This window comes from Pseudoxanthomonas sp. 3HH-4 (assembly GCF_006716465.1).
Lineage (GTDB): Bacteria > Pseudomonadota > Gammaproteobacteria > Xanthomonadales > Xanthomonadaceae > Pseudoxanthomonas_A.
Genome location: NZ_VFPB01000002.1, coordinates 333,186 through 354,458 on the forward strand (window position 1 = coordinate 333,186; position 21,273 = coordinate 354,458).

General features: G+C 66.0%; 20 protein-coding genes. 9 read left to right on the plus strand and 11 right to left on the minus strand.

The window, feature by feature from the left end; translation table 11 throughout:
* Positions 1–43 precede the first annotated feature (43 nt).
* Together FB548_RS08930 and FB548_RS08935 are read right to left on the minus strand one after the other, a co-directional pair.
* Positions 44–1,705, minus strand: a complete 1,662-nt coding sequence (locus FB548_RS08930; protein ID WP_142124422.1) for a CTP synthase — start codon at positions 1,703–1,705, stop codon at positions 44–46.
* A 138-nt stretch (positions 1,706–1,843) separates the two neighbouring features.
* Positions 1,844–2,095, minus strand: a complete 252-nt coding sequence (locus FB548_RS08935; RefSeq protein ID WP_142124423.1) for a hypothetical protein — start codon at positions 2,093–2,095, stop codon at positions 1,844–1,846.
* 162 nt (positions 2,096–2,257) lie between these two features.
* On the opposite strand from FB548_RS08935, the gene FB548_RS08940 reads away from it, so the two are divergent.
* The 3 genes from FB548_RS08940 (at position 2,258) to FB548_RS08950 (ending at position 6,133) form a co-directional block, all read left to right on the plus strand.
* The gene (locus FB548_RS08940; protein WP_142124424.1) at positions 2,258–2,968 is read left to right on the plus strand and encodes a hypothetical protein; all 711 of its coding nucleotides are present in this window, start codon (positions 2,258–2,260) and stop codon (positions 2,966–2,968) included.
* 15 nt (positions 2,969–2,983) lie between these two features.
* Positions 2,984–4,873 carry a DNA topoisomerase IV subunit B gene (gene parE, locus FB548_RS08945; RefSeq protein WP_142124425.1) on the plus strand — a complete coding sequence of 630 codons (1,890 nt, stop codon included), beginning with the start codon at positions 2,984–2,986 and terminating at the stop codon, positions 4,871–4,873.
* A gap of 117 nt (positions 4,874–4,990) precedes the next feature.
* Complete coding sequence (locus tag FB548_RS08950; protein ID WP_142124426.1) at positions 4,991–6,133, plus strand: carboxylate-amine ligase; 1,143 nt, start codon at positions 4,991–4,993, stop codon at positions 6,131–6,133.
* Between the two features lie 13 nt (positions 6,134–6,146).
* Here the strand turns inward: FB548_RS08950 and FB548_RS08955 are convergent, their stop codons facing one another.
* The 6 genes from FB548_RS08955 to FB548_RS08980 all read right to left on the minus strand — a co-directional run bounded on the left by FB548_RS08955 (position 6,147) and on the right by FB548_RS08980 (position 12,416).
* Positions 6,147–7,130, minus strand: a complete 984-nt coding sequence (locus tag FB548_RS08955) for a DMT family transporter (protein WP_142124427.1) — start codon at positions 7,128–7,130, stop codon at positions 6,147–6,149.
* A gap of 10 nt (positions 7,131–7,140) precedes the next feature.
* Positions 7,141–7,917 (minus strand): N-formylglutamate deformylase, encoded by a 777-nt coding sequence (gene hutG / locus FB548_RS08960; protein WP_142124428.1) that lies wholly within the window; start codon positions 7,915–7,917, stop codon positions 7,141–7,143.
* Positions 7,918–7,953: 36 nt separating this feature from the next.
* Entirely contained in the window at positions 7,954–9,309 is a 1,356-nt protein-coding gene (gene gorA, locus FB548_RS08965) for a glutathione-disulfide reductase (protein ID WP_142124429.1), read from the minus strand.
* Positions 9,306–10,556, minus strand: a complete 1,251-nt coding sequence (locus FB548_RS08970) for an FAD-dependent oxidoreductase (RefSeq protein WP_142124430.1) — start codon at positions 10,554–10,556, stop codon at positions 9,306–9,308. The genes gorA and FB548_RS08970 overlap by 4 nt, the downstream gene beginning before the upstream one ends.
* 19 nt (positions 10,557–10,575) lie before the next feature.
* The gene (locus tag FB548_RS08975; protein WP_142124431.1) at positions 10,576–11,823 is read right to left on the minus strand and encodes a DUF418 domain-containing protein; all 1,248 of its coding nucleotides are present in this window, start codon (positions 11,821–11,823) and stop codon (positions 10,576–10,578) included.
* Positions 11,824–11,936: 113 nt separating this feature from the next.
* Positions 11,937–12,416 (minus strand): peptidylprolyl isomerase, encoded by a 480-nt coding sequence (locus FB548_RS08980; RefSeq protein ID WP_142124432.1) that lies wholly within the window; start codon positions 12,414–12,416, stop codon positions 11,937–11,939.
* Between the two features lie 83 nt (positions 12,417–12,499).
* Here FB548_RS08980 and FB548_RS08985 point away from each other — a divergent pair, with 83 nt between their 5' ends.
* The 3 genes from FB548_RS08985 (at position 12,500) to FB548_RS08995 (ending at position 14,993) form a co-directional block, all read left to right on the plus strand.
* Positions 12,500–13,057 (plus strand): C40 family peptidase, encoded by a 558-nt coding sequence (locus FB548_RS08985; RefSeq protein ID WP_142124433.1) that lies wholly within the window; start codon positions 12,500–12,502, stop codon positions 13,055–13,057.
* A 218-nt stretch (positions 13,058–13,275) separates the two neighbouring features.
* Entirely contained in the window at positions 13,276–13,959 is a 684-nt protein-coding gene (locus tag FB548_RS08990; protein WP_142124434.1) for a C40 family peptidase, read from the plus strand.
* A gap of 167 nt (positions 13,960–14,126) precedes the next feature.
* Positions 14,127–14,993, plus strand: a complete 867-nt coding sequence (locus FB548_RS08995; RefSeq protein WP_142124435.1) for a bile acid:sodium symporter family protein — start codon at positions 14,127–14,129, stop codon at positions 14,991–14,993.
* Here the strand turns inward: FB548_RS08995 and FB548_RS09000 are convergent.
* Both FB548_RS09000 and FB548_RS09005 read right to left on the minus strand, forming a co-directional pair.
* Positions 14,990–15,421, minus strand: a complete 432-nt coding sequence (locus tag FB548_RS09000) for a GNAT family N-acetyltransferase (protein WP_142124436.1) — start codon at positions 15,419–15,421, stop codon at positions 14,990–14,992. The genes FB548_RS08995 and FB548_RS09000 overlap by 4 nt on opposite strands.
* Positions 15,418–16,695: a dicarboxylate/amino acid:cation symporter gene (locus FB548_RS09005; protein WP_142124437.1), complete on the minus strand. Its 1,278-nt coding sequence runs from the start codon at positions 16,693–16,695 to the stop codon at positions 15,418–15,420. Before FB548_RS09005 ends, FB548_RS09000 begins: the two co-directional genes overlap by 4 nt.
* Before the next feature lie 176 nt (positions 16,696–16,871).
* On the opposite strand from FB548_RS09005, the gene FB548_RS09010 reads away from it, so the two are divergent.
* Positions 16,872–18,530, plus strand: a complete 1,659-nt coding sequence (locus FB548_RS09010; RefSeq protein WP_255470489.1) for an alkaline phosphatase — start codon at positions 16,872–16,874, stop codon at positions 18,528–18,530.
* A 32-nt stretch (positions 18,531–18,562) separates the two neighbouring features.
* On the opposite strand, the gene FB548_RS09015 is transcribed toward FB548_RS09010, so the two are convergent.
* Positions 18,563–18,994 (minus strand): CopD family protein, encoded by a 432-nt coding sequence (locus FB548_RS09015; RefSeq protein ID WP_142124439.1) that lies wholly within the window; start codon positions 18,992–18,994, stop codon positions 18,563–18,565.
* Positions 18,995–19,218: 224 nt separating this feature from the next.
* Between FB548_RS09015 and FB548_RS09020 the strand changes: the two genes are divergently transcribed.
* On the plus strand, positions 19,219–19,827 hold the full coding sequence (locus FB548_RS09020; RefSeq protein ID WP_142124440.1) for a class I SAM-dependent methyltransferase: 609 nt from the start codon (positions 19,219–19,221) through the stop codon (positions 19,825–19,827).
* Between the two features lie 79 nt (positions 19,828–19,906).
* Positions 19,907–21,154, plus strand: a complete 1,248-nt coding sequence (phaZ, locus tag FB548_RS09025; RefSeq protein ID WP_142124441.1) for a polyhydroxyalkanoate depolymerase — start codon at positions 19,907–19,909, stop codon at positions 21,152–21,154.
* The last annotated feature ends 119 nt before the right edge of the window (positions 21,155–21,273 follow it).

Genomic DNA, 21,273 nt, shown 5'->3' on the forward strand with positions numbered 1-21,273 from the left:
CCCCTTCGGGGCACCTTCTCCCGGAGGGAGAAGGAACAAGCCTTCACGCCCGCGCTTCCTTCAACAGCTTGCCGCCCGCCTTCTTCTCGCGCGCGGCGCGGATGAAGCCGACGAACAGCGGATGGCCGTCGCGTGGGGTGGACAGGAATTCCGGATGCGCCTGACAGGCCAGGAACCATGGATGCACGCTGCGCGGTAGTTCCACCATCTCCACCAGCAGATCGTCCATCGACTTGGCCGCGATGACCAGGCCGGCGTCTTCCAACTGCGTGCGGTAGCGGTTGTTGAACTCGTAGCGGTGGCGATGGCGCTCGGCCACCACGTCCTTGCCGTACAGCTCGCGCGCCAGCGTGCCGGGCTTCAGCCGCTGTTCCTGCAGGCCAAGTCGCATCGTGCCGCCCAGGTCGGAACGCTCGTCGCGCTTCTCGACGTCGCCGGTCGCGGTGCGCCATTCGGTGATCAGGCCGATCACCGGGTGCGGCGACTGCTTGTCGTTCTCGGTGCTGTTGGCGTCGGTCAGGCCGGCGACGTGGCGGGCATAGTCCACCACGGCCGCCTGCATGCCATAGCAGATGCCGAAATAGGGCACTTGCTGCTCGCGGGCGAAGCGAGATGTCAGCACCTTGCCTTCAAAGCCGCGGTCGCCGAAGCCGCCCGGCACCAGGATGCCGTCCACGCCCCGCAGCAGGGCCATGTCGGTGCCTTCCAGTTCCTGCGCTTCGATCCACTTGAGGTTGACGCGCGTCCGCTGGCGCAGGCCACCGTGCTTGAGCGCCTCACCGACGGACTTGTAGGCGTCCTGGTGGTCGACGTACTTGCCGACGACGGCGATGGTGACCTCGTCCAGCGGATTGAGCGTCGCGTCGACCGCTGCCTCCCATTCGGACAGGTCCGCCGCTTTCGCGTTCTCGATGCGGAACTGGCGCAGGACGATCTCGTCCAGACCCTGGCCATGCAGGCCCATCGGGATACGGTAAAGCACGTCGACATCCGGCACGCTGATGACCGCGCGCTCGGGCACGTTGGTGAACAGCGATATCTTGCGACGCTCGGAATCCGGAATCGGCTGCTCGGAGCGGCACAGCAGCACGTCGGGCTGGATGCCGATCGAGCGCAGTTCCTTCACCGAGTGCTGGGTGGGCTTGGTCTTCAGTTCGCCCGCGGCCGCCACGTACGGCACCAGCGTCAGGTGCATGAAGAGGGCCTTCTCGGGGCCGCGCTCGGTGCGGATCTGGCGGATCGCTTCCAGGAACGGCAGCGATTCGATGTCGCCCACCGTACCGCCGATCTCCACCAGCGCCACGTCGAAGCCTTCGGTGGCCTCATCGATGCAGCGGCGGATCTCGTCGGTGATATGCGGAATCACCTGGACAGTGGCGCCCAGGTAGTCGCCGCGACGCTCCTTGCGGATCACGTTCTCGTAGATCCGGCCGGTGGTGACCGAGTTCTTGCGGCTCAGGCGCGTGCGTACGAAGCGCTCGTAGTGGCCGAGATCCAGATCGGTCTCGGCGCCGTCATCGGTGACGTACACCTCGCCGTGCTGGAACGGGCTCATGGTGCCCGGGTCGACGTTGATGTAGGGGTCCAGCTTCATCATCGTGACCTTCAGGCCACGTGCTTCGAGAATGGACGCAAGCGAAGCGGCGGCGATGCCCTTGCCTAGCGAGGACACAACGCCGCCGGTAACGAAAATCAGGGGAGTCATGGGCGGGGCTCCGGAAAGCCATAGTCTACAGGCAACGCGTGTCGCCCGGAAGCGCGACGCCCCGCCGAAGCGGGGCGTGCTGGATGGTCGACCAGCCACGAAACCCTTGCCTGGCAAGGGTTTCTGGCGCGAGGTGGATCAGGGCTTGCGCTCTTCGTCTTCCTCGCCGGCCTTCTTCTGCTGACCTTCGGCGGCCTTGCGCTTGGCGGCGGCTTCGTTGGCGGCACGGCGACGCGCCTTGGCCTCCGGATCGGAGGGATCACTGGTCTGGGACTGGTCCTGCTTGGGCTTGTCGGCGTCGGTACCGGTCCGGGACTGGGCAAAGGCCTGGACCGCGAACAGCGCGCCGAAGGCAGCGGCGGACAGCAGCAACAGGTTGCGGGACTTCATGGCGGGGCTCCTGGTGGGTGGCGGGAATCTGGGGACACCGGCTGGCGTTCCCAAGGGCGTCCCTGTCCACGCGCGCAGTTTCAGCGTGTGCGACTGAACATGGCAAAAATCCGGGGCAGGCGGCACACTGCCGCACCCGTCAATCCCGACAAAGGACGTTGCATGCGCTTCTCCTTCCGACTGCTCGCCGCGCTCACTGCCCTGGCCCTGCTGCCGGCGATCGCGTGGGCGCAGCGCATGCCCGTACCCCTGAAGGACATCAGGCTGGACCAAGTGGCGCAGGACACCCAGCGCACCCACATGGTGGATGACACCATGGAACTGGTCTGGGTCATACCGCCCGTCTATTGGCATGTTTCCGCCGCCCAGCAACAAGGCTTGTCCGACGCCGACCGCAAGCAGTTCATCGCGCAACTCGATGACTATCTGCTCATCGCCATGGTGCGCGGCAAGGTGGGCATCGCCGGCATCGACGAATTCGCCGGCGCCGACACGATGTTCAGCGACATGCACTTCCTCGACGCGACGGGCAAGGCCCACGCACCGATGGCGCCCACGAGCATTCCTACGCAGCTGAAGAATCTGCTCTCCATCCTCCGCCCCGTGATGGCCAACATGCTGGGGCCGATGGGCGACAACATGCATTTTGCCGTGCTCGATGCACGCGACGCCAAAGGCAAGCTCCTGTTCGATCCGATGGCGGACGGCCGTGTACAGGTCCGCACCTCGCTCGACACTTACAGCTTCCGCACGCCGCTCGGCAGCCTGCTGCCGGCCCGGCACGACGCCAGGACCGGCGAGAGCTTCCCCGGCGACTATCTCTTCAATCCCTATACCGGCGGCGCCCTGCAGGGCGCCGCGCAGCCCCGCTGAGAACCCGCACGCACCATGAGCAGTCGCTACAACGCCGCCGACATCGAAGTCCTTTCCGGTCTTGACCCCGTCAAGCGCCGTCCGGGCATGTACACGGACACCTCGCGCCCGAATCACCTGGCGCAGGAAGTCATCGACAACGCAGTGGACGAGGCCCTGGCCGGCCACGCCGGCAGCATCGAAGTCACCCTGTTCAAGGATGGCAGCTGCGAGGTCAGCGACGACGGGCGCGGCATGCCCGTCGACATCCATCCCGAAGAGAAGATCCCGGGCGTGGAACTGATCCTCACCCGGCTGCATGCGGGTGGCAAGTTCAGCAACAAGAACTACACCTTTTCCGGCGGCCTGCATGGCGTGGGTGTCAGCGTGGTCAACGCGCTGTCCACCCTGGTGGAAGTGCACATCAAGCGCGACGGCAGCGAGCACCGCATCACCTTCCGCAACGGCGACCGCGCCACGCCGTTGGAAGTGGTCGGAAGCGTGGGCAAGAAAAACACAGGCACGCGCGTGCGCTTCTGGGCCGACCCGAAATACTTCGACACCCCGAAGTTCAACGTGCGCGCGCTCAAGCACCTGCTGCGCGCCAAGGCCGTGCTGTGCCCAGGCCTGAACGTCACCTTGTTCGACGAGGCAAGCGGCGAGCGGGACAGTTGGCATTTCGAAGACGGCCTGCGTGACTACCTGCGGGGTGAAATGGCGGGCCGCGAACTGCTGCCACCGGACATTTTCGTCGGTCAGTTGAAGAAGGACAGCGAGGTCGTCGACTGGGCCGTGGCCTGGGTGCCGGAAGGTGAACTGGTGCAGGAAAGCTACGTCAACCTGATTCCCACCGCCCAGCACGGCACGCATGTGAACGGCCTGCGCAGCGGCCTGACCGATGCGTTGCGCGAGTTCTGCGATTTCCGCAACCTGCTGCCGCGCGGCGTCAAGCTCGCGCCGGAGGACGTGTGGGATCGCGTGGCCTTCGTGCTGTCGCTGAAGATGACCGACCCGCAGTTCAGTGGCCAGACCAAGGAACGCCTGTCGTCGCGCCAGGCCGCCGGCTTCATCGAAGGCGCCGCGCACGATGCCTTCAGTCTGTGGCTGAACCAGCACGTGGAGCTGGGCGAGAAGATCGCGCAGATCGCCATCGAGCGCGCCAGTGCGCGCCTGAAGACCGAGAAGCAGGTCATCCGCAAGAAGGTCACCCAGGGTCCTGCCCTGCCCGGCAAGCTGGCCGACTGCATCAGCCAGGACCTGTCTCGCACCGAGCTGTTCCTGGTGGAAGGCGACTCCGCAGGCGGCAGCGCCAAGCAGGCGCGCGACAAGGATTTCCAGGCCATCCTGCCGCTGCGCGGCAAGATCCTGAACACGTGGGAAGTCGCCAGCACGTCGGTGCTCGCTTCCGATGAAGTGCACAACCTCGCCATTGCCATCGGCTGCGATCCCGGCAAGGACGACATCAGTGGGCTGCGCTACGGCAAGGTCGTGATCCTGGCCGACGCCGACTCCGACGGCCTCCACATCGCCACGCTCCTGGCCGCCCTGTTCCTGCGCCATTTCCCGGCGCTGGTACAGGCGGGCCATGTGTTTGTCGCCATGCCGCCGCTGTTCCGCGTGGATGTGGGCAAGCAGGTGTTCTATGCACTGGACGAGGAGGAGAAGCGCCTGCTGCTGGAGAAGATCGAGCGCGAGAAGATCCGCGGCCAGATCAACACGACCCGCTTCAAGGGTCTCGGCGAAATGAACCCCGCCCAGTTGCGCGAATCCACCATCCACCCCGATACGCGGCGGCTGGTGCAGCTGACCGTGGATGACAGCCTGCAGACGCACGGCCTGATGGACATGCTGCTGGCCAAGAAGCGTGCGGGCGATCGCAAGACGTGGCTGGAAGCGAAGGGCGACCTGGCTTCCCTCGAAGTCTGAAACCCGGCGGCAATTGGATGTCAGGGGTCGTTGCGGCGGCCCCATCGCGAATGATGGCGGCGCCATGTCGGGCACGGTTCAACATGCCTTTCACCCTCCCGGTGAGATAACGCGGGCATGGCGCAGACACCACCGCACAACCCCCATCCCTACACCTTCGGACTCGAGGAGGAATACTTCCTCGTGCGCAGCAACGGCCGGCGCCTGCGCCACATGCCTCGCCGCTTCTTCGAGGAATGCCGCGACACCCTGGGGGACCGTTTCGGCAGCGAGATGCTGCAGACCCAGGTCGAAGTGCAGACTCGAGTACATGATGATCCCGCCATCGCGGAATCCGATCTGCTGGCGTTGCGTCGCGGGGTTGATGGCATCGCGCGCAGGCATGGATTGTGGATCCTCGCGGCGGGCACGCATCCCTCGGCGCAATGGCGCGGGCAGCTCAGCACCGACAAACCGCACTACGACCAAGTGATGGATGAGCTGCAGATGCTCGGTCACCGCAACCTGTTGTGCGGGCTGCATGTGCACGTGCAACCTGCCGACCCTTCCTCGCGTGTCACGCTCATGGCGCGCATGCAACCTTTCCTACCGTTGCTGCTGGCCTTCAGCACGTCGTCACCGTTCTGGATGGGACATGCCACCGGGCTGATGGGATACCGCCAGACCGCCTATCAGGAGATCCCGCGGACCGGACTCCCGCCGCTGTTCCGAGACCAAGCGGAATACGACCGCTACGTGCAGCGCATGGTCGACGGCTGCGCCATCCCGGATGCGAGCTTCCTGTGGTGGGCGCTGCGGCCATCGCTCGCCTTTCCCACGCTGGAGTTGCGCGTGACCGACGCGTGTACCGATCCTCACGACGCACTGGCGATCGCGCAGCTGTTCCGCTGCCTGGTACGGCACCTGGATCGCAAGCCTGCCCTGCATGCGGAACTGGGGAGCGGCGACCAGGCCGTGATTGCGGAGAACCTATGGCGCGCGCAGCGCTACGGTTTCGATGCGGGACTGATCGACCTGGGCAGCCGCCGACTGGTCTCAGTGCGCGAGATGCTGGACAACACGCTCGATGCACTGGCCGACGACATCGACGCGCTGGCATGCAGGCCACAGATCGATCGCTTCTGGCGCATCCTCGATAAAGGCACCAGCGCCCATCGGCAACTGCAACTGCACCGCGAACGCCGCCTGGCCGGCGATACGCATTCCGAGGCACTCAACCACGTGGTCCAATGGCTCGCGCGCGCAAGCGCCGCTCCGTGACCGGCGCGCATACTCAGCGCGCGATGGGCTTCTGCTGCGACACCACGAAAACGCCCGCCATCACCAGCACCGTACCCGCGATCTGCCACGGACCCATCGGCTCGCCCAGCAACAACAGGCTGAGCACGATGGTCGACACCGGGCCAATCATGCCGACCTGCGCCGCCAGTGCGGAACCGATCCGGGCTACGGCCATCATGACCGCCAGCACCGGTAATACCGTACAAAGCGTGCCGTTGACCAGCGACAGCGCGTACACCTCCCACGACAGCACCAGTGCGTCGAGCGGTCGGAGCAGCAGGAACTGCAGCAGGCAAAGCACGCTGGCCACGCTGCTGGCGTATGCGGTCAGACGTACCGCGCCCACGCGTGCGACCACTTCGCCGCTGCCGACGAGATAGAGCGCATAGGCCAGCGCGCTGCCGAATACCAGCACGCTGCCGAGCGCGATGTTGGAACCGCCTGCCCGCAGGTCATGACCGAACGCCAGGGCCACGCCGGCATAGCTGACCACCAGCGCGCACGCCTGTCTGCGCGAGATGCGCCTGCGGAACGCCAACCAGCCGATCAGCGCCACCAGCGTCGGCGTGAGGTACAGGATCAACCGCTCCAGCGTGGCGGTGATGTAGGCCAGACCCGCGAAGTCGAGGAAACTGGCCAGGTAGTAGCCGAGGAAACCCAGCAGCAGGATTCTGCCCACGTCATCCTTCGACAGTGCCTCGCTGCGCCGCGCGGCCCAGAACCCCATCAGCAGGAAGAACGGGAACGCGACCAGCATGCGCAGCGCCAGCAAGGTCACCGCGTCGGCACCGTAGCGATAGCCCAGCTTGACGATGATCGCCTTGCCGGAAAAGGCGATGGCACCCAAGGCGGCGAGCAGCAGGCCGGAGCGGCTGACCGCGTGCAGGCCCGGCCGCGCCTGCGGCGCTTCCACTGCCTCGGCCGGCGCCACGTCGAGTGGCTGCGCCAGTTCGTCTTCCGCTTGCGGCTGTGTCATGGCGACCGCTTCACGCCAGCGTGCATTCCAGCAGGCGGTGGATCAGCACCCGCGTGCGCGCGGCGCGCTCGGGCAAGTAGGCGAAGCTGTCTTCGTCCATGTAGTTCAGCTGCGCCAGTTCGAGCTGCACCGCCTGGATGCCCCGGGTGACATCGGCGTAATGGCGGGTGATGTAACCGCCGCGGAATCGACCATTCACGACGAAGCTGAAGTCCGCCTGCGACGCAAGCACGCTTTCCAGTGCGTGCTGCAAGCCTGGCGAACAGCTCATGCCACCAGCAGTACCGAGGTTGAAATCCGGCAAGCGACCCTCGAACAGGAACGGCACCTCGCTTCGGATGGAGTGGCCTTCCCACAACACGACGCGCCCGTGTGCTTCGTGGAGACGCGCGATCTCGGCCTGCAGGGCTCGATGATAGGGGCGCCAGTAGGTGTCCACGCGTGCCGCGATCTCCTCCGGCGTCGGCTCCTGTCCCGGCAGATAGACCGGCTCGCCGCTGAAACGCACGGTGGGGCACAGGCCAGTGGTGTTCTGGCCCGGATAGAGCGAGACATCATCCTCGGGCCGGTTGAGGTCTATCACGTAGCGCGAGTACGCAGGCACGATGATCGACGCGCCAAGTCCGCGCGCGAAGGCATACAGGTCGGCGACATGCCAATCGGTATCCGGCACGCAGCATGCCTCCGTCGTCAGGCGCGCAACGAGGTCATCCGGCAGCGCGGTGCCGTGATGCGGCAGGCTGATGAGCAGCGGCGCCGTGCCGCGATGCAGGGTGTAGGTATCCATGCCGCCATTGTATCGCCGCACCTACCGTGGCAGGCGTCACCGCAGGAGCACCACTTCCTCGGCGCTGGTGGGGTGGATGGCCATCGTGTCGTGCAGGTCGGCCAGGGTGATGCCCTTCTTCAACGCCACCGCGAACCCCTGCAGCATTTCGTCAGCCCCCTCGCCCAGCAGATGCAGTCCGACCACTCGCCGGTCGTCGCCCGTGCAGACCAGCTTGAACAGGCTGCGCTGCGGCGAATCGGCCAGTGCATGCAGCATCGGCCTGAAGCGCGTCGCATATACGCTCACCTGATCGCCGAAGCAGGCGCGCGCCTCCGCTTCGGTCAGCCCCACTTTTCCGACCGGCGGATGGGAGAACACCACCGTGGCGATGTTGCGATAGTCCAGCTTCGCATCGGCCTGTCCACCGAAGACACGGTCCATCAGGCGACGCGCGGCTGCAATGGCCACCGGGGTCAACGCGGCCTGCCCCGTCACGTCACCCACGGCGCAGATCCCGTCGACCGAGGTGCGCTGGTACGCATCCACCTGGACGAATCCACGCGCATCGGTCGCCACGCCAGCATTCTCCAGACCCATGCCGGACGTGTTGGGTGTACGTCCCGTCGCGAAAATCAGCGCGTCGAAGCGCTCGCTGCGCGTCCCGTCCACCGCCAGTACCGTCACTCCGCCCCCGGACGCCTCTTCCAACGCTGCCACGGCATGTCCGAAATGCAGGCGAACCCCGTGCTGGCGCACGTCATCCGCCAGCTCCGCGGTGATCTGCTCGTCGAAGCCATCCAACAAACGATGACCGCGCACGAAAAGTTCCACCTGGCTGCCCAGCGCCTGCAACACGCCGGCCAGTTCGATCGCGACGTAACCACCGCCCACGATCGCTACGCGGGGAGGCGCCGCGCACAGGTTGAAGAAGTCATCCGAGACCATGCCGAGTCCAGCCCCGGGAATCTCCGGTCGCGATGGCCGGCCCCCTGTCGCAATCAGCACCTGCCTGCCTTGCAGCGCCACGCCGTCTGCGTTGACCACGGTGCGCGCGTCGCTGAAACGGCCATGGCAAGGCATCAGCACCACGCCACTTTCATCCAGCCGCTTGCGATAGCTGGCATGGATGCCGGCGATGTAGCGCTGGCGATGGACGATGAACTCCTTCCAGTCCAGCGTGGGCGGCGAAACGTCGAAGCCCAGCGATGATGCCAAGGCGATCTTCTGCGACAGTTCGGCCGCCAGCCACATCGCCTTCTTGGGCACGCAGCCCACGTTGACGCAGGTGCCTCCCAGTTCCCTGGGTTCCAGCAAGGCCACCTTCGCGCCATGCGACGCCGCGCGGAAAGCGCCGGCCAGACCGCCCGAGCCGCCCCCCATCACGATCAGGTCGAATTCCTGTGGCTTCATGCAAATCGCTCCGGTCGGTAGGGCAAGGGATCGAGCGCCGGTGATCGGCCCGTCATCAGGTCGGCTATGAGCTGGCCAGTTGCGGTGCTCATGCTGATACCGAGCATGCCGTGGCCCGTCGCCATCCACACGTGACGATGGCCAGGTGCGCGCCCCAGCAACGGAAGATCATCCCATGTCATCGGGCGCCACCCGCACCAGCGCTCGTGCACCTGTGCCCCGAAGGGCTCATGCAGGAACTCGCGCGCCCCGCGTTCGAGGGCAGCCAGCCGCGTCTCGTTGAGCGTGTCGTCAAGGCCCGAGAACTCCATCGTGCTGCCCAAGCGGAAGCCGCTTTCCCACACGGTCACGCAGACCGAGCGATCCTTCAGCACCATCGGGTGGCGCGGTACGCGCACTGGCCGCGCATAGGTGATCGAATAACCCTTGCCCGGCTGGATGGGCGCCTTCAATCCCAGCGTGTGCGCGAACGCAGGCGTCCAGGCGCCCAGTGCGATGACGGCATCATGCCCTGCACGCGCTCCCTGCGCCGTTGTCAGCCGTACGCCGGTGGAGGTCGTTTCGAGCCTTTCCACGCGACAGTATTCTTCGATGACACCCCCGCGCTCCCGCACCACGCGCGCAAGTTCCGCCACGTAACGGTCCGGACGCAGTCGCGCATCGCCGGGAAACCGGATGGCGCCCGCGACGCCGGGCAGCATGGCGGGTTCTTCGCGCTCGTAGTCCCCACCCCCGAATACCTGCGTGGCAATGCCGAATTCCGCCAGCGCCCCGCATTCGTCCACATGGCGCTGGAATCTGCGGGGATCGCGAAACACGTAGTCGAGCCCCTCCTCCTCGAACTCGCAGTCCAGTCGATAGCGGTCTACCCAGTCCGCCAACCGGCCACGCGCATCGTTGAGCAATGCGGCTCGTGCCTGCGTGCTGCGGCGCCAATCGCGCAGGTTGCAGCGTGCGGCGAAGCGCAGCAGCCAGTGCCACAGCGCGGGATCGACGCGGGGCTTGAGGTAGAGCGGCGCATCCGGCGTGAACATCCACCTCAATGCCTGTGCCACCACGCCCGGCGCGGCCAGGGGTGGCGCGTGGCTGGGCGTGATGGTGCCGCAGTTGCCATGCGAGGCGCCGCCGCCGACGCCGGCGGCGTCCAGCACGCGCACGCCCCGGCCTGCTTCGAGCAGTGCCAGCGCGGTCGCCAGGCCAATGGCACCGCCACCGATGATCAGGACGTCGTCGCGGGGAATATCCACCCTGTCAGTCTAGTCGCTATCACCCTGCGCGAAGCCGCAAAGGTTGCAGCTCCGCGTACGTCAGCGAACGCCACAGCCATTCGAGGGGACCGAACCGGAACCGCGACAGCCAGAGCCGGCTCAACGCCACCTGCAGGCCGAACAGCACCACCGCGAACACCGGTTGCCACGCGCGCGGCAACTGCTCGAAATAGCCGAGGCCATAGCCGTAGAAGATCCATGTGCACACCAGCGACTGCATCAGATAGTTGGTCAGCGCCATGCGCCCCGTGGGCGCCAGCCAGGCGAGCAGCCGCTGCCACGGCGCCGATGCCAATGCACGCATCACCCACGCCACATAGCCCAGGCACATCAGCAGGTTCGCCAGCATCTGCAGCGCGAATGCCGTGGACACCCGCAGGTTGAACGTGGCGAAATCCATCGTGGGTGCCAGCGCCACCGAGCCCAGCATGGTCAGCAACCCCAGCGGCCATGCCGCCCAGCGCAGGGTCGCATACATGCGCGGAAATTCTCCGGGGCGTGCGATGGCGCCACTGCGCACGAACCACGCGCCCAGCAAGAACAGACCGAACGCGATGAAGCCGAACATGGTGATGTTGCTGAGCAACATGCCCGTGCTCTTCAGGCGCTGCCAGGTGGCGTCCGCATAGCTGCCACTGCCGTACGCGACGCGCTCGTTGTCGATCAGCACCTGCATCTGCGTACCGATCTCGCCCATGGCCTTGTCCCAGCCTTCGGTCCCCGCCAGCAGCGAGCCCATGCCGCCCATCAGGAACATGAAGCCGATCGGCATGGCGTACGCCCCCAGGCCGAGCCAGACATACCAGCGGTACGGCAATGGCCGGAACGCCAGCAGCAGGAAGGAACACAGGGCATACATCATCAGGATGTCGCCCGCCCATACGAAGAGCGCGTGAACCGCGCCCAGGGCGAGCAGCACCAGGCCGCGGCGCCAGTACACCCCTGCGAAGGGCCGCGACGCTTGTTCGGCACGCTGCGACATGACCGCGAAGCCCATACCGAACAACAGCGAGAAGAGCGTATAGAACTTGCCTTGCACCAGCACGTACACCAGCAGGTCAACGGTGCGGTCCATCCCCACAAGCTTAGGGTCCAGGCCCGTACCCGCCGCCAGCACCGGCCCCACGAAGCCTTCCAGGTTCATCAGCAGGATGCCGAACAGCGCGAAGCCGCGCAGCACATCCATCGCTTCGATGCGCTCGGCCACCGCGATGGGCGCCAGGTTGTCCGTGATTGTCGCCGCCATTGCCATCCCCTGATGTCTTCGCTCCGATTAGACCATGCGCGACGCCACATCCCGCCTGCAAAAAGAAACGGCCCGCTCGCGCGGGCCGTCTGGATTACACGATGCCGCGCGACTCAGTGGTGATGACCGCCGTCGCCGTGCACATGGCCGTGCTCGAGTTCCTCGGCGCTGGCTTCGCGCACTTCCACGATCTCCACGTCGAAGTGCAGGTCCTTGCCTGCCATCGGATGGTTGAGGTCCACGTCCACCACGCTCATGCCGACCTTCTGGATGGTCACGGCGCGCGGGCCGAAGTTGGTCTGCAGCACCACCTGCTGGCCCGGCACCAGGCGCTGGTTGCCGAAGTGCTTCTTGGGCACGCGCTGGCTCAGGCCGTCACGGCGCTCGCCGTAGGCGTCGGCTGCAGCCACGTCCACCCCGAAGCTCTCGCCGGCCTCGCGGTCCTGCATCGCGTTCTCGAGGCCCGGGATGATGTTGCCGTGGCCGATCAGGATCGCCAGCGGCTCGCGGTCCTTCGAGCTTTCGATCGGCTCCTGGCCGGCTTCGGACACGGTGTAATGGAAACGGACGACGCTGTCTTTTGCGATTTTCATGCGGGACTCTGGACGGGGCCTGCCGGCGGGCAGGACGGGCGCGGCTTGTGGACCGCAAGGGAATGCGGCGAAGATGCGCCGCGATGAAGGCCCGACATTATCCCGGCTTGCCCCTGCCCGCGCCACTTCGGTGCTGGGCCGTCCTCTTGCTCTGCGCCAGTCTGATCACCCTGGCCGGCTGTGGCAGCTCCAAGCCCCAGGCCCGCACGTCGCCACCGCCCTCCGCGCAGCGCGCGTGGCCGGTGGTGCAGGCGGACGATCCCGCCGCCGCGACCTCCGTCCTGATGCGCGCGATCGGCCTGGTGGGCACGCCCTACCGCTACGGCGGCAACACGCCCGAATCCGGCTTCGACTGCAGCGGCCTGGTGACCTACGTCTATCGGGACATGCTGGATGTGCGCCTGCCGCGCACCTCGCGGGAACTGGCGCAGGTGCAGGGACCCAGGATCGAACCACGCCGCCTCGCGCCCGCAGACCTGGTGTTCTTCGGCAGTCGCGGCAACGTGACCCATGTGGGGATCTACGTGGGCGAGGGCCGGTTCGTGCATGCCCCGAGTACGGGCGGTACGGTCCGGCTCGACCATCTGGACGGCCCCTACTGGCGGGACCATTACAGCGGCGCAAAACGCGTCCTTCGTTAGGAATCGGTCAAGTCTGTGACGCGCAACGTTCACATTTAACGAATAAATAACGATTTCTGAACCAAATCGGTCCGATCAGCCGGCATTATCGCCCCTGACTTGTTAAACCCCTCCCGCGCGTGACGACCGACGACGACCTGCCAACAGGCCAGCCTGCCGCCACCCACCGCCTGCCGCGGAGGGTTTCCCGACTTCTTTTGGGCCTTGGCCTGTGCGCCATGGCTTCCGTGGCGCAGGCCCAGACTGCCCCGACCGCCGTCGAGTCCGCATCAACACCGGCATCCAGCGATGTGGTGGCCCCGGCCCCGGCCCCGGCCGCGAAGTCAGTCACCGCCAGCGTCAAGGAAAAGGCCGCCGAGGCCGCGACCGCCACCCTCTCCGCCCTGCTCCCGCGCCTGGCCGCCAGCGACACGCTGCCGCTGGTCGATCGTTCCGCGATGGTGGCCGGTGACATCAGCAAGCTGCTGGCCGCCTACGACCTGAGCAAGGAAGGCGTTGTCGCGCAGGAGCAGCAGGGCGGCAAGGTCCAAGCCGTACTGCAACGCGCACTGGCCCTGATGGGCACGCCGTACCGCTGGGGCGGCACCTCGCCCGACAGCGGTTTCGATTGCAGTGGTCTGGTCGGTTACGTCTTCCGCACCGCGCTGGGCATCGAACTGCCGCGCGTCTCCCGCGACATGGCCGCCAAGGCCGACGCGGAAATGGTCGGTGCGCGCGAGGACCTGCGTCAGGGTGATCTGGTGTTCTTCGGGCTGAAAGGCCGGGTGAACCACGTGGGCATCTACGTCGGCGAAGGTCGTTTCCTGCATTCGCCCAGCCGCGGCAAGGATGTACGCGTGGACACGCTGCTTACAGGCTACTGGGCCAATCGCTACCTGAGTGCGCGCCGCGTCGCGATGTGACCGCACGCATGTCACTGCAACGATGAGGAAGGCCGCCCTGCGCGGCCTTCTTCTTTATCTTCTTCTGTGCGCCGCAGCTTGCATCGCGCGCCGGCTTGCCTCCATCCTCCGGCGATTGCGCCGTGACGGCGCATCCAATTTTTCGCGCCGAAGGGGAGTCGTACGCGATGCAGGCATCACTGCTGACCAATCTGTTGTTGCCGTTGGCCCTGGGCATCATCATGCTCGGGCTGGGTCTGGGACTGACGCTTGAGGATTTCCGTCGCGTGGCGCGCTATCCACGCGCGGTGCTGATCGGGCTCGCCTTGCAGACACTGGTACTGCCGTGGGTCGCGTTCGGCCTGGCACTCGGCTTCGGCCTGCCTGCGGAACTCGCAGTAGGCCTGATGCTGCTGGCCGCCTCGCCAGGCGGCGCCACCGCCAACATCTACAGCCACCTCGCGCGCGGCGACGTCGCGCTGAACATCACCCTGACCGCGATCAACAGCCTGCTCTGCCTGCTGACGCTGCCGGTGATCCTCAACCTTTCCCTGGAGTACTTCCTCGGCGCCGGTCAGTACGTACCGCCGCCGACGAAGAAAGTCGTCGAGGTTGCCGCCATCATCCTGCTGCCGGTTGCCCTCGGCATGGTCATCCGTGCCAAGGCGGCAGGGTTCGCAGCACGCACCGAGAAGCCCATCCGCCTGCTGTCGGTGCTGGTGCTGGCCTTGCTGGTGGTCGCGGCGGTGGCGCAGGAGTGGAAAACGCTGACCACCTACTTCGCCATCGTCGGCCTGGCCTGCCTGTTGTTCAACCTGGCCAGCATGGGCGCCGGCTATGCGGCGCCGCTGGCGCTGCGCCTGCCGAAGAAGCAGGCCATCGCCATCGCCATGGAGATCGGCATCCACAACGGCACGCTGGCGATCTTCATCGCACTCAACGTACTGCAGAACGCGACCATCTCGGTGCCAGCGGCGGTCTACAGCCTGCTGATGTTTGTCACTGCAGGCGTGTTCGCGTGGTGGGTGTCGCGGGACAAGACCGCGACGACCTAGGGTCCCCGAGGGCCATTGGCTACATAGGCCATGCTGACCGAGGCGGGCGCCGTTTCGACGAACCCGAAGCGGCAGTAGAGATGCCTTGCTTCACCATCGGCGATCAGCATGACGTACGCGGACACAGGTGCATTCGCGCGCAGCCACGCATCCAATGCCGCCATGATGCGCCTGCCCTGCCCTTGGCCCTGATGGTCGGGCCGCACTGCGATGTCCACGATGACGAACACCGTGCCGTTGTCGCCAATCACGCGCCCCATGCCAATCACGTTACCTGCCTTCACCAAGCTGACACCGTACAGCGTGTTGGCCAGGCCGCGCTCGGCGGCTTCCTGCGTCTTGGGCGACAGTCCTGCCTCGACCCGCAGCCGACGATAGGTGGCTGCATCGGGAAAGGAATCCACTAGTTGGATCGCATCGGCATTCATGGCGTCGGGGCGGCATCATCCTCGAGACCGACATTGCTCGACGCGTTTTCGTAGATATCGCGATCCAGCAGCCCAGTCTCCTTCGCCACCAGCACCGGCACCAGCATCTGGCCGGTCACGTTGGTCATCGTGCGCATCATGTCCAGGATGCGGTCGATCGCCACCAGCAGGCCGATACCCTCCAGCGGCAGGTTGGCCGCGCTCAGCACCAGCGTGACCATCACCGTCGCCGTTCCGGGTACGCCGGCCGTGCCGAAGCTGCCCAGCACCGACGCCAGCAGGATGACGAAGTACTGGTTCGCCGACAGGTCCAGCCCGAAGTACTGGGCCACGAAGATCGAAGTGAGCGCCGGGTAGATCGCACCACACCCGTCCATCTTGATGCTGGCGCCCAGCGGCACCGCGAACGCGGCATAGTCCTTGTCCACGCCCAGGTTGTGGGTGACGCTGCGCAGCGCGACCGGCATCGAAGCGAAGCTCGACGAACTGACGAACGCCACCTGCATGCCCGGCGCGGCGCCGCGGAAGAACTTCCACGGGTTCAGTCCGTGCGCCAGCAGCAGGCTGCCGTATACGACGACGATGTGCAGCGCGCAAGCCAGGTAGAGCGCGCCGATGTAGCTGCCCAGCGGCAACAGCTTCTCGAATCCATAGGTGCCAACCAGACTGCCGATCAGGCCGAACGTACCGATCGGCGTCATCTCCAGCACGAAGCGCGTGACCTGCACCATGGTGTCGCTTGCCTCGCCCGCAAGCTTGCGCAGGCCCGCGCTGCGTTCGCCCAGCTTGACGAGCGCGAAGCCCAGCAGGCCGGCGAAGAAGATCACCTGCAGGATCTTGCCCTCGGTGAGCGCCTTGAACGGATTGGCCGGCACGATGTCCAGCAGCACCTGCACAGGCGTTGGCACTTCGCGTACCTGATAGTCCGGCGCCATCATCAGGCCCGTCAGGCCCTTGCCAGGCTGCACCACCCAGCCCACGGCCAGGCCGACACAGACCGCGAGCGCGGCCGTCGTGGCGAACCACAGGAACGTGCGCCCGCCCAGCGCGGCCACCGACTTCTGCCCGTGCAGGCTGGATACGGCATTGATCACCGCGAAGAAGACCAGCGGCACCGCGATCATCTTGATAAGTGTGACGTAGAGATCGCCTAGCGGCTTGAGCCAGATACCGGAGGCCGGTCCCAGCAGCCATCCCGCCAGCGCGCCCAGCACGAAGCCGGCGACGACGCGCTGCCAGAACGGAATCCTCAACCAGGCCGAGACCAGACTCATCCACCGCGCCTCAGAAAAACGGACGCGACACCTTAGCCCATGACTCCGAGCGGGGCGACCATGCCGGCGGAATGCCGGGTGTCATGAACAGGACACTGCCCGGACGGCATAATGGCGCGTCCGCCTTTCCCCGGTTCGCCATGCACCTGCGTTCTTTCGTGTCGCCGCTCGCCGGCATGACCCTGCTCACCGCGCTGGCCGGTTGCGCCAGCAGCTCGCCCGCCACGCCCTCCGTCATCCATGTCGATGTCGCACCGGTGACCCACCCGCAGGGCGAAACGCCGCAATGGTGGTATCGGAATGGTGCGGCGAAGGCCGCCGCCCATGGCGCGATGCAGGGCAAGGCTAAGAACGTCATCGTCTTCCTCGGCGACGGCATGAGCCTGACCACGGTGGCCGCCGCGCGCATCTTCGAAGGCCAGCGCAAAGGCATGCCGGGCGAGGAGAACCTGCTGAGCTGGGAGCACTTCCCGCATACCGCCTTCAGCAAGACCTACAACACCGATTCGCAGACGCCCGACTCGGCCGGCACCATGACCGCCATCGCCAGCGGCGTGAAGTCGCACATGGGTGCCATCGGCGTGTCGGCCGGCCGCAAGGGCGAATGCACGCCCGACGGCAGCAAGGACCTGCTCAGCTGGCTGACGCTGGCCGACAGCGCCGGCCTGGCCACGGGCGTCGTCACCACCGCCCGCGTGACGCATGCGACGCCCGCCGCGACCTACGCGCATGTCTCGCATCGCGATTGGGAAAACGACAGCGATCTGCCCGTAGAAGCGGCCGACGCCGGCTGCAAGGACATTGCACAGCAATTGCTGGCCGCCGCGCGCTTCGGACATGGCCCGTCGGTGGTGCTGGGTGGCGGACGCGGCGAGTTCCTGCCCGTGGACGTGCGCGATCCGGAAGAGGACGACAAGGTCGGCCAGCGCCTGGATGGCCGCAACCTGGTGACCGAATGGCAGCAGGCGCATCCCCAGGGCGCGTATGTCACGAACACGCAGCAGTTGGAAGCCGCCGCCGATGCGCCGCAGCTGCTGGGTCTGTTCGAGTACGACCACATGCAGTTCGAGCACGACCGCCGCAAGGATGACCAGGGCGAACCTTCGCTGGCCGACTTGACGCGCAGCGCGATCCGCACGCTCTCGCGCAATCCGGAGGGCTTCGTGCTGCTGGTGGAAGGCGCGCGCATCGACCACGCCAACCACTATGGCAACGCGTATCGCGCGCTCGATGAAACCGTGGCGATGTCGGATGCCGTCCGCGCCGCGACAGAGGCCACGTCACGCGACGACACGCTGATCGTCGTCACCGCCGACCATTCGCACACGCTCAACTTCGTCGGCTATCCCGTGCGCGGCAATCCGATCCTGGGCAAGGTGCGCGGCCAGGGCGGCGAAGACGACACCCCCGGCGACCTCGCCCGCGACCAGACCGGCCTGACGTTCACCACGCTGACGTACGCAAATGGTCCCGGCTACACCGGTGCCAGCAATCGCCAGCCTGCGGGGCCCAAAACGTTCCTGCATGCCCCCAGCAGCGTCGAACCGTCGGAGGGTCGCCCGGACCTGAGCCACGTCGACACCGAGCACCCGGATTACCTGCAGGAAGCGCTGGTGCCACTGAAGTCCGAATCGCACGGCGGTGAAGATGTCGGCATCTGGGCCATCGGTCCCGGCAGCGACGCCTTCCGCGGCACGATGGAGCAGAACGCCATCTACCACGTCATCGTGCAGGCCGCCCCGAAGCTGCGCGCGCGCCTGTGCGCGGCGGGTACGTGCGATGCGAATGGCGTGCCGGTGGAATTGCCGAAACCCGTGGATTTCGAGAAGAACTGAATCCTCGCGCCGGGGTGGCCGACACTATCGTTTTAAAACGGCTTCGCCAGCACCAACCACACCACCGCGATCAAGCCGAACAAGGGCAGCTCGTTGAACCAGCGCAGGGCCGTCGGCGAAGGTAGCGACTTGCCCTTCGCCACGCCCTTCAGCCAGCGGCCGGTGACGATGAAGTGCACCAGCATCAGCGCGACCAGCATCAGCTTCGCGTGCAGCCAGCCACCGCTGATGCCGAAGCCGAACCACAGCACCAGGCCCAGGATCACCGCGATGCCGAACATGCTGTGGCCGAAGCCGTACAGCCGGCGCCCCATCAGCAACAGGCGCGCATGCACGTCGGTCTGCCCCGTGGTCTCGGCCAGGTTGACCAGGATGCGCGGCAGGTAGAACACCGTTGCCATCCAGGCGATGACGAAGACGAGATGGAAGGTCTTGACCCACAGGTAAAGGCTGGCTTTGTCCACGCTGGCCGCTCCGCCGCTCGAAAGGGTGATGCGGGATTCTCCGCTACTGTCGCAAGGACTGTCCAACGCAATGGAATGCCACGGCGCGGTCGTTCCAGCGTAAGCTGGAATCCAACTTGATTTTCCCGTCGCTCTGCAGATCAAGGAGAGCAACGGCGCAATGGATCCCGGCTAGCGCTGGCATGACGAGAAACAACCTTGCTTCCCTCTTCCCGAACCTTCCGATGACCAAGCACTACGATGCCGACTACTTCCAGCGCTGGTATCGCGACGGCGACATCGGCGGCGCGCCGCGGCTGGCGCGCAAAGTGTCGATGGCAGTGGCGGTGGCCGAGTATCACCTTGAACGGCCGATCCGCACGGTGCTGGACATCGGGTGCGGCGAAGGCGCGTGGCGCGCGCCGTTGCTCAAGCTGCGGCCCAAGTTGCAGTACCTCGGTTTCGACAGCAGCGAATACGCGATCCGGCGCTTCGGGCGCACCCGCAACCTGCACTACGCGCGTTTCGAGGACTTCCAGTACCTGCGCCCCTGCGAGCCGATCGACCTGCTGGTGTGCTCGGATGTGCTGCATTACGTGCTGACCCGCGAACTGAAGCGCGGGCTGCCGGGGCTGGCGGAACTGTGCGGCGGTGTCGCCTTCCTTGAAACCTTCGCGAAGGAGGATGAATTCGAGGGCGACCATGAGGGATTCCAGCCGCGCAAGGCGGCGTGGTATCGGGAAGCGCTCAATGGACTGGGCTTCCAGTCGATCGGCAACCATTGCTGGCTGGGCCCGCGCCTGGCGGGCGATGTCGCGGTGCTGGAGGCTGCGGATTTCCGGCCGATAACCTGAACAGGCGTGCACGGCGGTACTGGCTTTGCGGTATGCTGCGGCGCAGCACCGTGCACCAAAAGCGGGATTCCGGACAGCCATGACCTTGTACCAACTGCACGAACTCGGACGCGCATGGATGGCGCCGCTGGCCTACATGGCCGAAGCCAACGCACGGATGTTCTCCACGCCGACCAGTTGGCTCTCGAACGTACCGGGGGCCGAGCGCATCGCGGCCGGCAATGAACTCGTCCACCGCATCGGCAAGGACTACGAAAAGCCGGCGTGGGACATCCGCGAAGTCGAGGCGCACGGCCGCACGGTGCCCGTGGTTGAACTGGAAGCGGTGAAGAAGCCGTTCTGCCGCCTGCTCCGCTTCAAACGCTACACCGACGACGCCGACACCATCGCCCTGCTGAAGGACGACCCGGTGGTGCTGGTGGTGGCGCCGCTGTCGGGCCACCACGCCACGCTGTTGCGCGACACCGTGCACACCCTGCTGCGCAACCACAAGGTCTACGTGACCGACTGGGTGGACGCGCGCATGGTGCCCGCGTCGGAAGGTCCCTTCAGCCTCGACGACTACGTCGCCTACGTGGAGGAGTTCATCCGCCACATCGGTGCCGAGAAACTCCATGTCATCAGCGTCTGCCAGCCCACCGTGCCGGTACTCGCGGCGGTGTCGCTGATGGCGGCACGCGGCGAAGCCACGCCGCGTTCACTGGTGATGATGGGCGGCCCGATCGACGCGCGCCGCAGCCCGACCGAAGTGAACAGCCTAGCCACGCGCAACCCGCTGTCGTGGTTCGAGAACAATGTCATCCACGCCGTGCCGGTGCCCTACCCCGGCGAAGGCCGTCGCGTGTATCCCGGCTTCCTGCAACATGCCGGGTTCCTTGCGATGAACCCCAGCCGCCATTTCATGTCGCACTGGGACTTCTATGCGGACCTGGTGAAGGGCGACCTGCAGGATGCCGAATCGCATCGCAAGTTCTACGACGAGTACAACGCCGTGCTCGACATGCCGGCCGAGTACTACCTGGACACCATCCGCACCGTGTTCCAGGAGTTCCTGCTGCCGCGCGGCGAATGGACGGTCAATGGCGAACTGGTGAAGCCGGCCGCCATCAGGAAGACCGCGCTGATGAGCATCGAGGGCGAACTCGACGACATCTCCGGCCAGGGCCAGACCGCCGCCGCGCATGACCTCTGCACTGGTATCGCGAAGGCGCACCACAAGCACCTGACGGTCGAAGGTGCCGGTCATTACGGCATCTTCAGCGGACGTCGCTGGCGCGAGAAGGTCTACCCGCAGGTGCGCGACTTCATCGCCAAGTACGCCGGCTGACGCATCGTTTACTGTGGGGGCGACGTCAGTCGCGAAGCTTTCCCGGCATCGCTACATCCATGCCGGCAAACGAAAAGGCCGCCCTCGCAGGCGGCCTTTTCGTTCGCGACTCACGTCGC

Coding starts and splice junctions, on each gene's coding strand:
- FB548_RS09000 (WP_142124436.1), bottom strand. CDS start 15,421: ATGAATGCCGATGCGATCCAACTAGTGGATTCCTTTCCCGATGCAGCC.
- FB548_RS09005 (WP_142124437.1), bottom strand. CDS start 16,695: ATGAGTCTGGTCTCGGCCTGGTTGAGGATTCCGTTCTGGCAGCGCGTC.
- FB548_RS08955 (WP_142124427.1), bottom strand. CDS start 7,130: ATGACACAGCCGCAAGCGGAAGACGAACTGGCGCAGCCACTCGACGTG.
- parE (WP_142124425.1), top strand. CDS start 2,984: ATGAGCAGTCGCTACAACGCCGCCGACATCGAAGTCCTTTCCGGTCTT.
- FB548_RS08940 (WP_142124424.1), top strand. CDS start 2,258: ATGCGCTTCTCCTTCCGACTGCTCGCCGCGCTCACTGCCCTGGCCCTG.
- FB548_RS09020 (WP_142124440.1), top strand. CDS start 19,219: ATGACCAAGCACTACGATGCCGACTACTTCCAGCGCTGGTATCGCGAC.
- FB548_RS08990 (WP_142124434.1), top strand. CDS start 13,276: ATGGCTTCCGTGGCGCAGGCCCAGACTGCCCCGACCGCCGTCGAGTCC.
- hutG (WP_142124428.1), bottom strand. CDS start 7,917: ATGGATACCTACACCCTGCATCGCGGCACGGCGCCGCTGCTCATCAGC.
- FB548_RS08985 (WP_142124433.1), top strand. CDS start 12,500: ATGAAGGCCCGACATTATCCCGGCTTGCCCCTGCCCGCGCCACTTCGG.
- FB548_RS09010 (WP_255470489.1), top strand. CDS start 16,872: ATGACCCTGCTCACCGCGCTGGCCGGTTGCGCCAGCAGCTCGCCCGCC.
- FB548_RS08980 (WP_142124432.1), bottom strand. CDS start 12,416: ATGAAAATCGCAAAAGACAGCGTCGTCCGTTTCCATTACACCGTGTCC.
- FB548_RS08975 (WP_142124431.1), bottom strand. CDS start 11,823: ATGGCGGCGACAATCACGGACAACCTGGCGCCCATCGCGGTGGCCGAG.
- FB548_RS08950 (WP_142124426.1), top strand. CDS start 4,991: ATGGCGCAGACACCACCGCACAACCCCCATCCCTACACCTTCGGACTC.
- FB548_RS08935 (WP_142124423.1), bottom strand. CDS start 2,095: ATGAAGTCCCGCAACCTGTTGCTGCTGTCCGCCGCTGCCTTCGGCGCG.
- FB548_RS08995 (WP_142124435.1), top strand. CDS start 14,127: ATGCAGGCATCACTGCTGACCAATCTGTTGTTGCCGTTGGCCCTGGGC.
- FB548_RS08930 (WP_142124422.1), bottom strand. CDS start 1,705: ATGACTCCCCTGATTTTCGTTACCGGCGGCGTTGTGTCCTCGCTAGGC.
- phaZ (WP_142124441.1), top strand. CDS start 19,907: ATGACCTTGTACCAACTGCACGAACTCGGACGCGCATGGATGGCGCCG.
- gorA (WP_142124429.1), bottom strand. CDS start 9,309: ATGAAGCCACAGGAATTCGACCTGATCGTGATGGGGGGCGGCTCGGGC.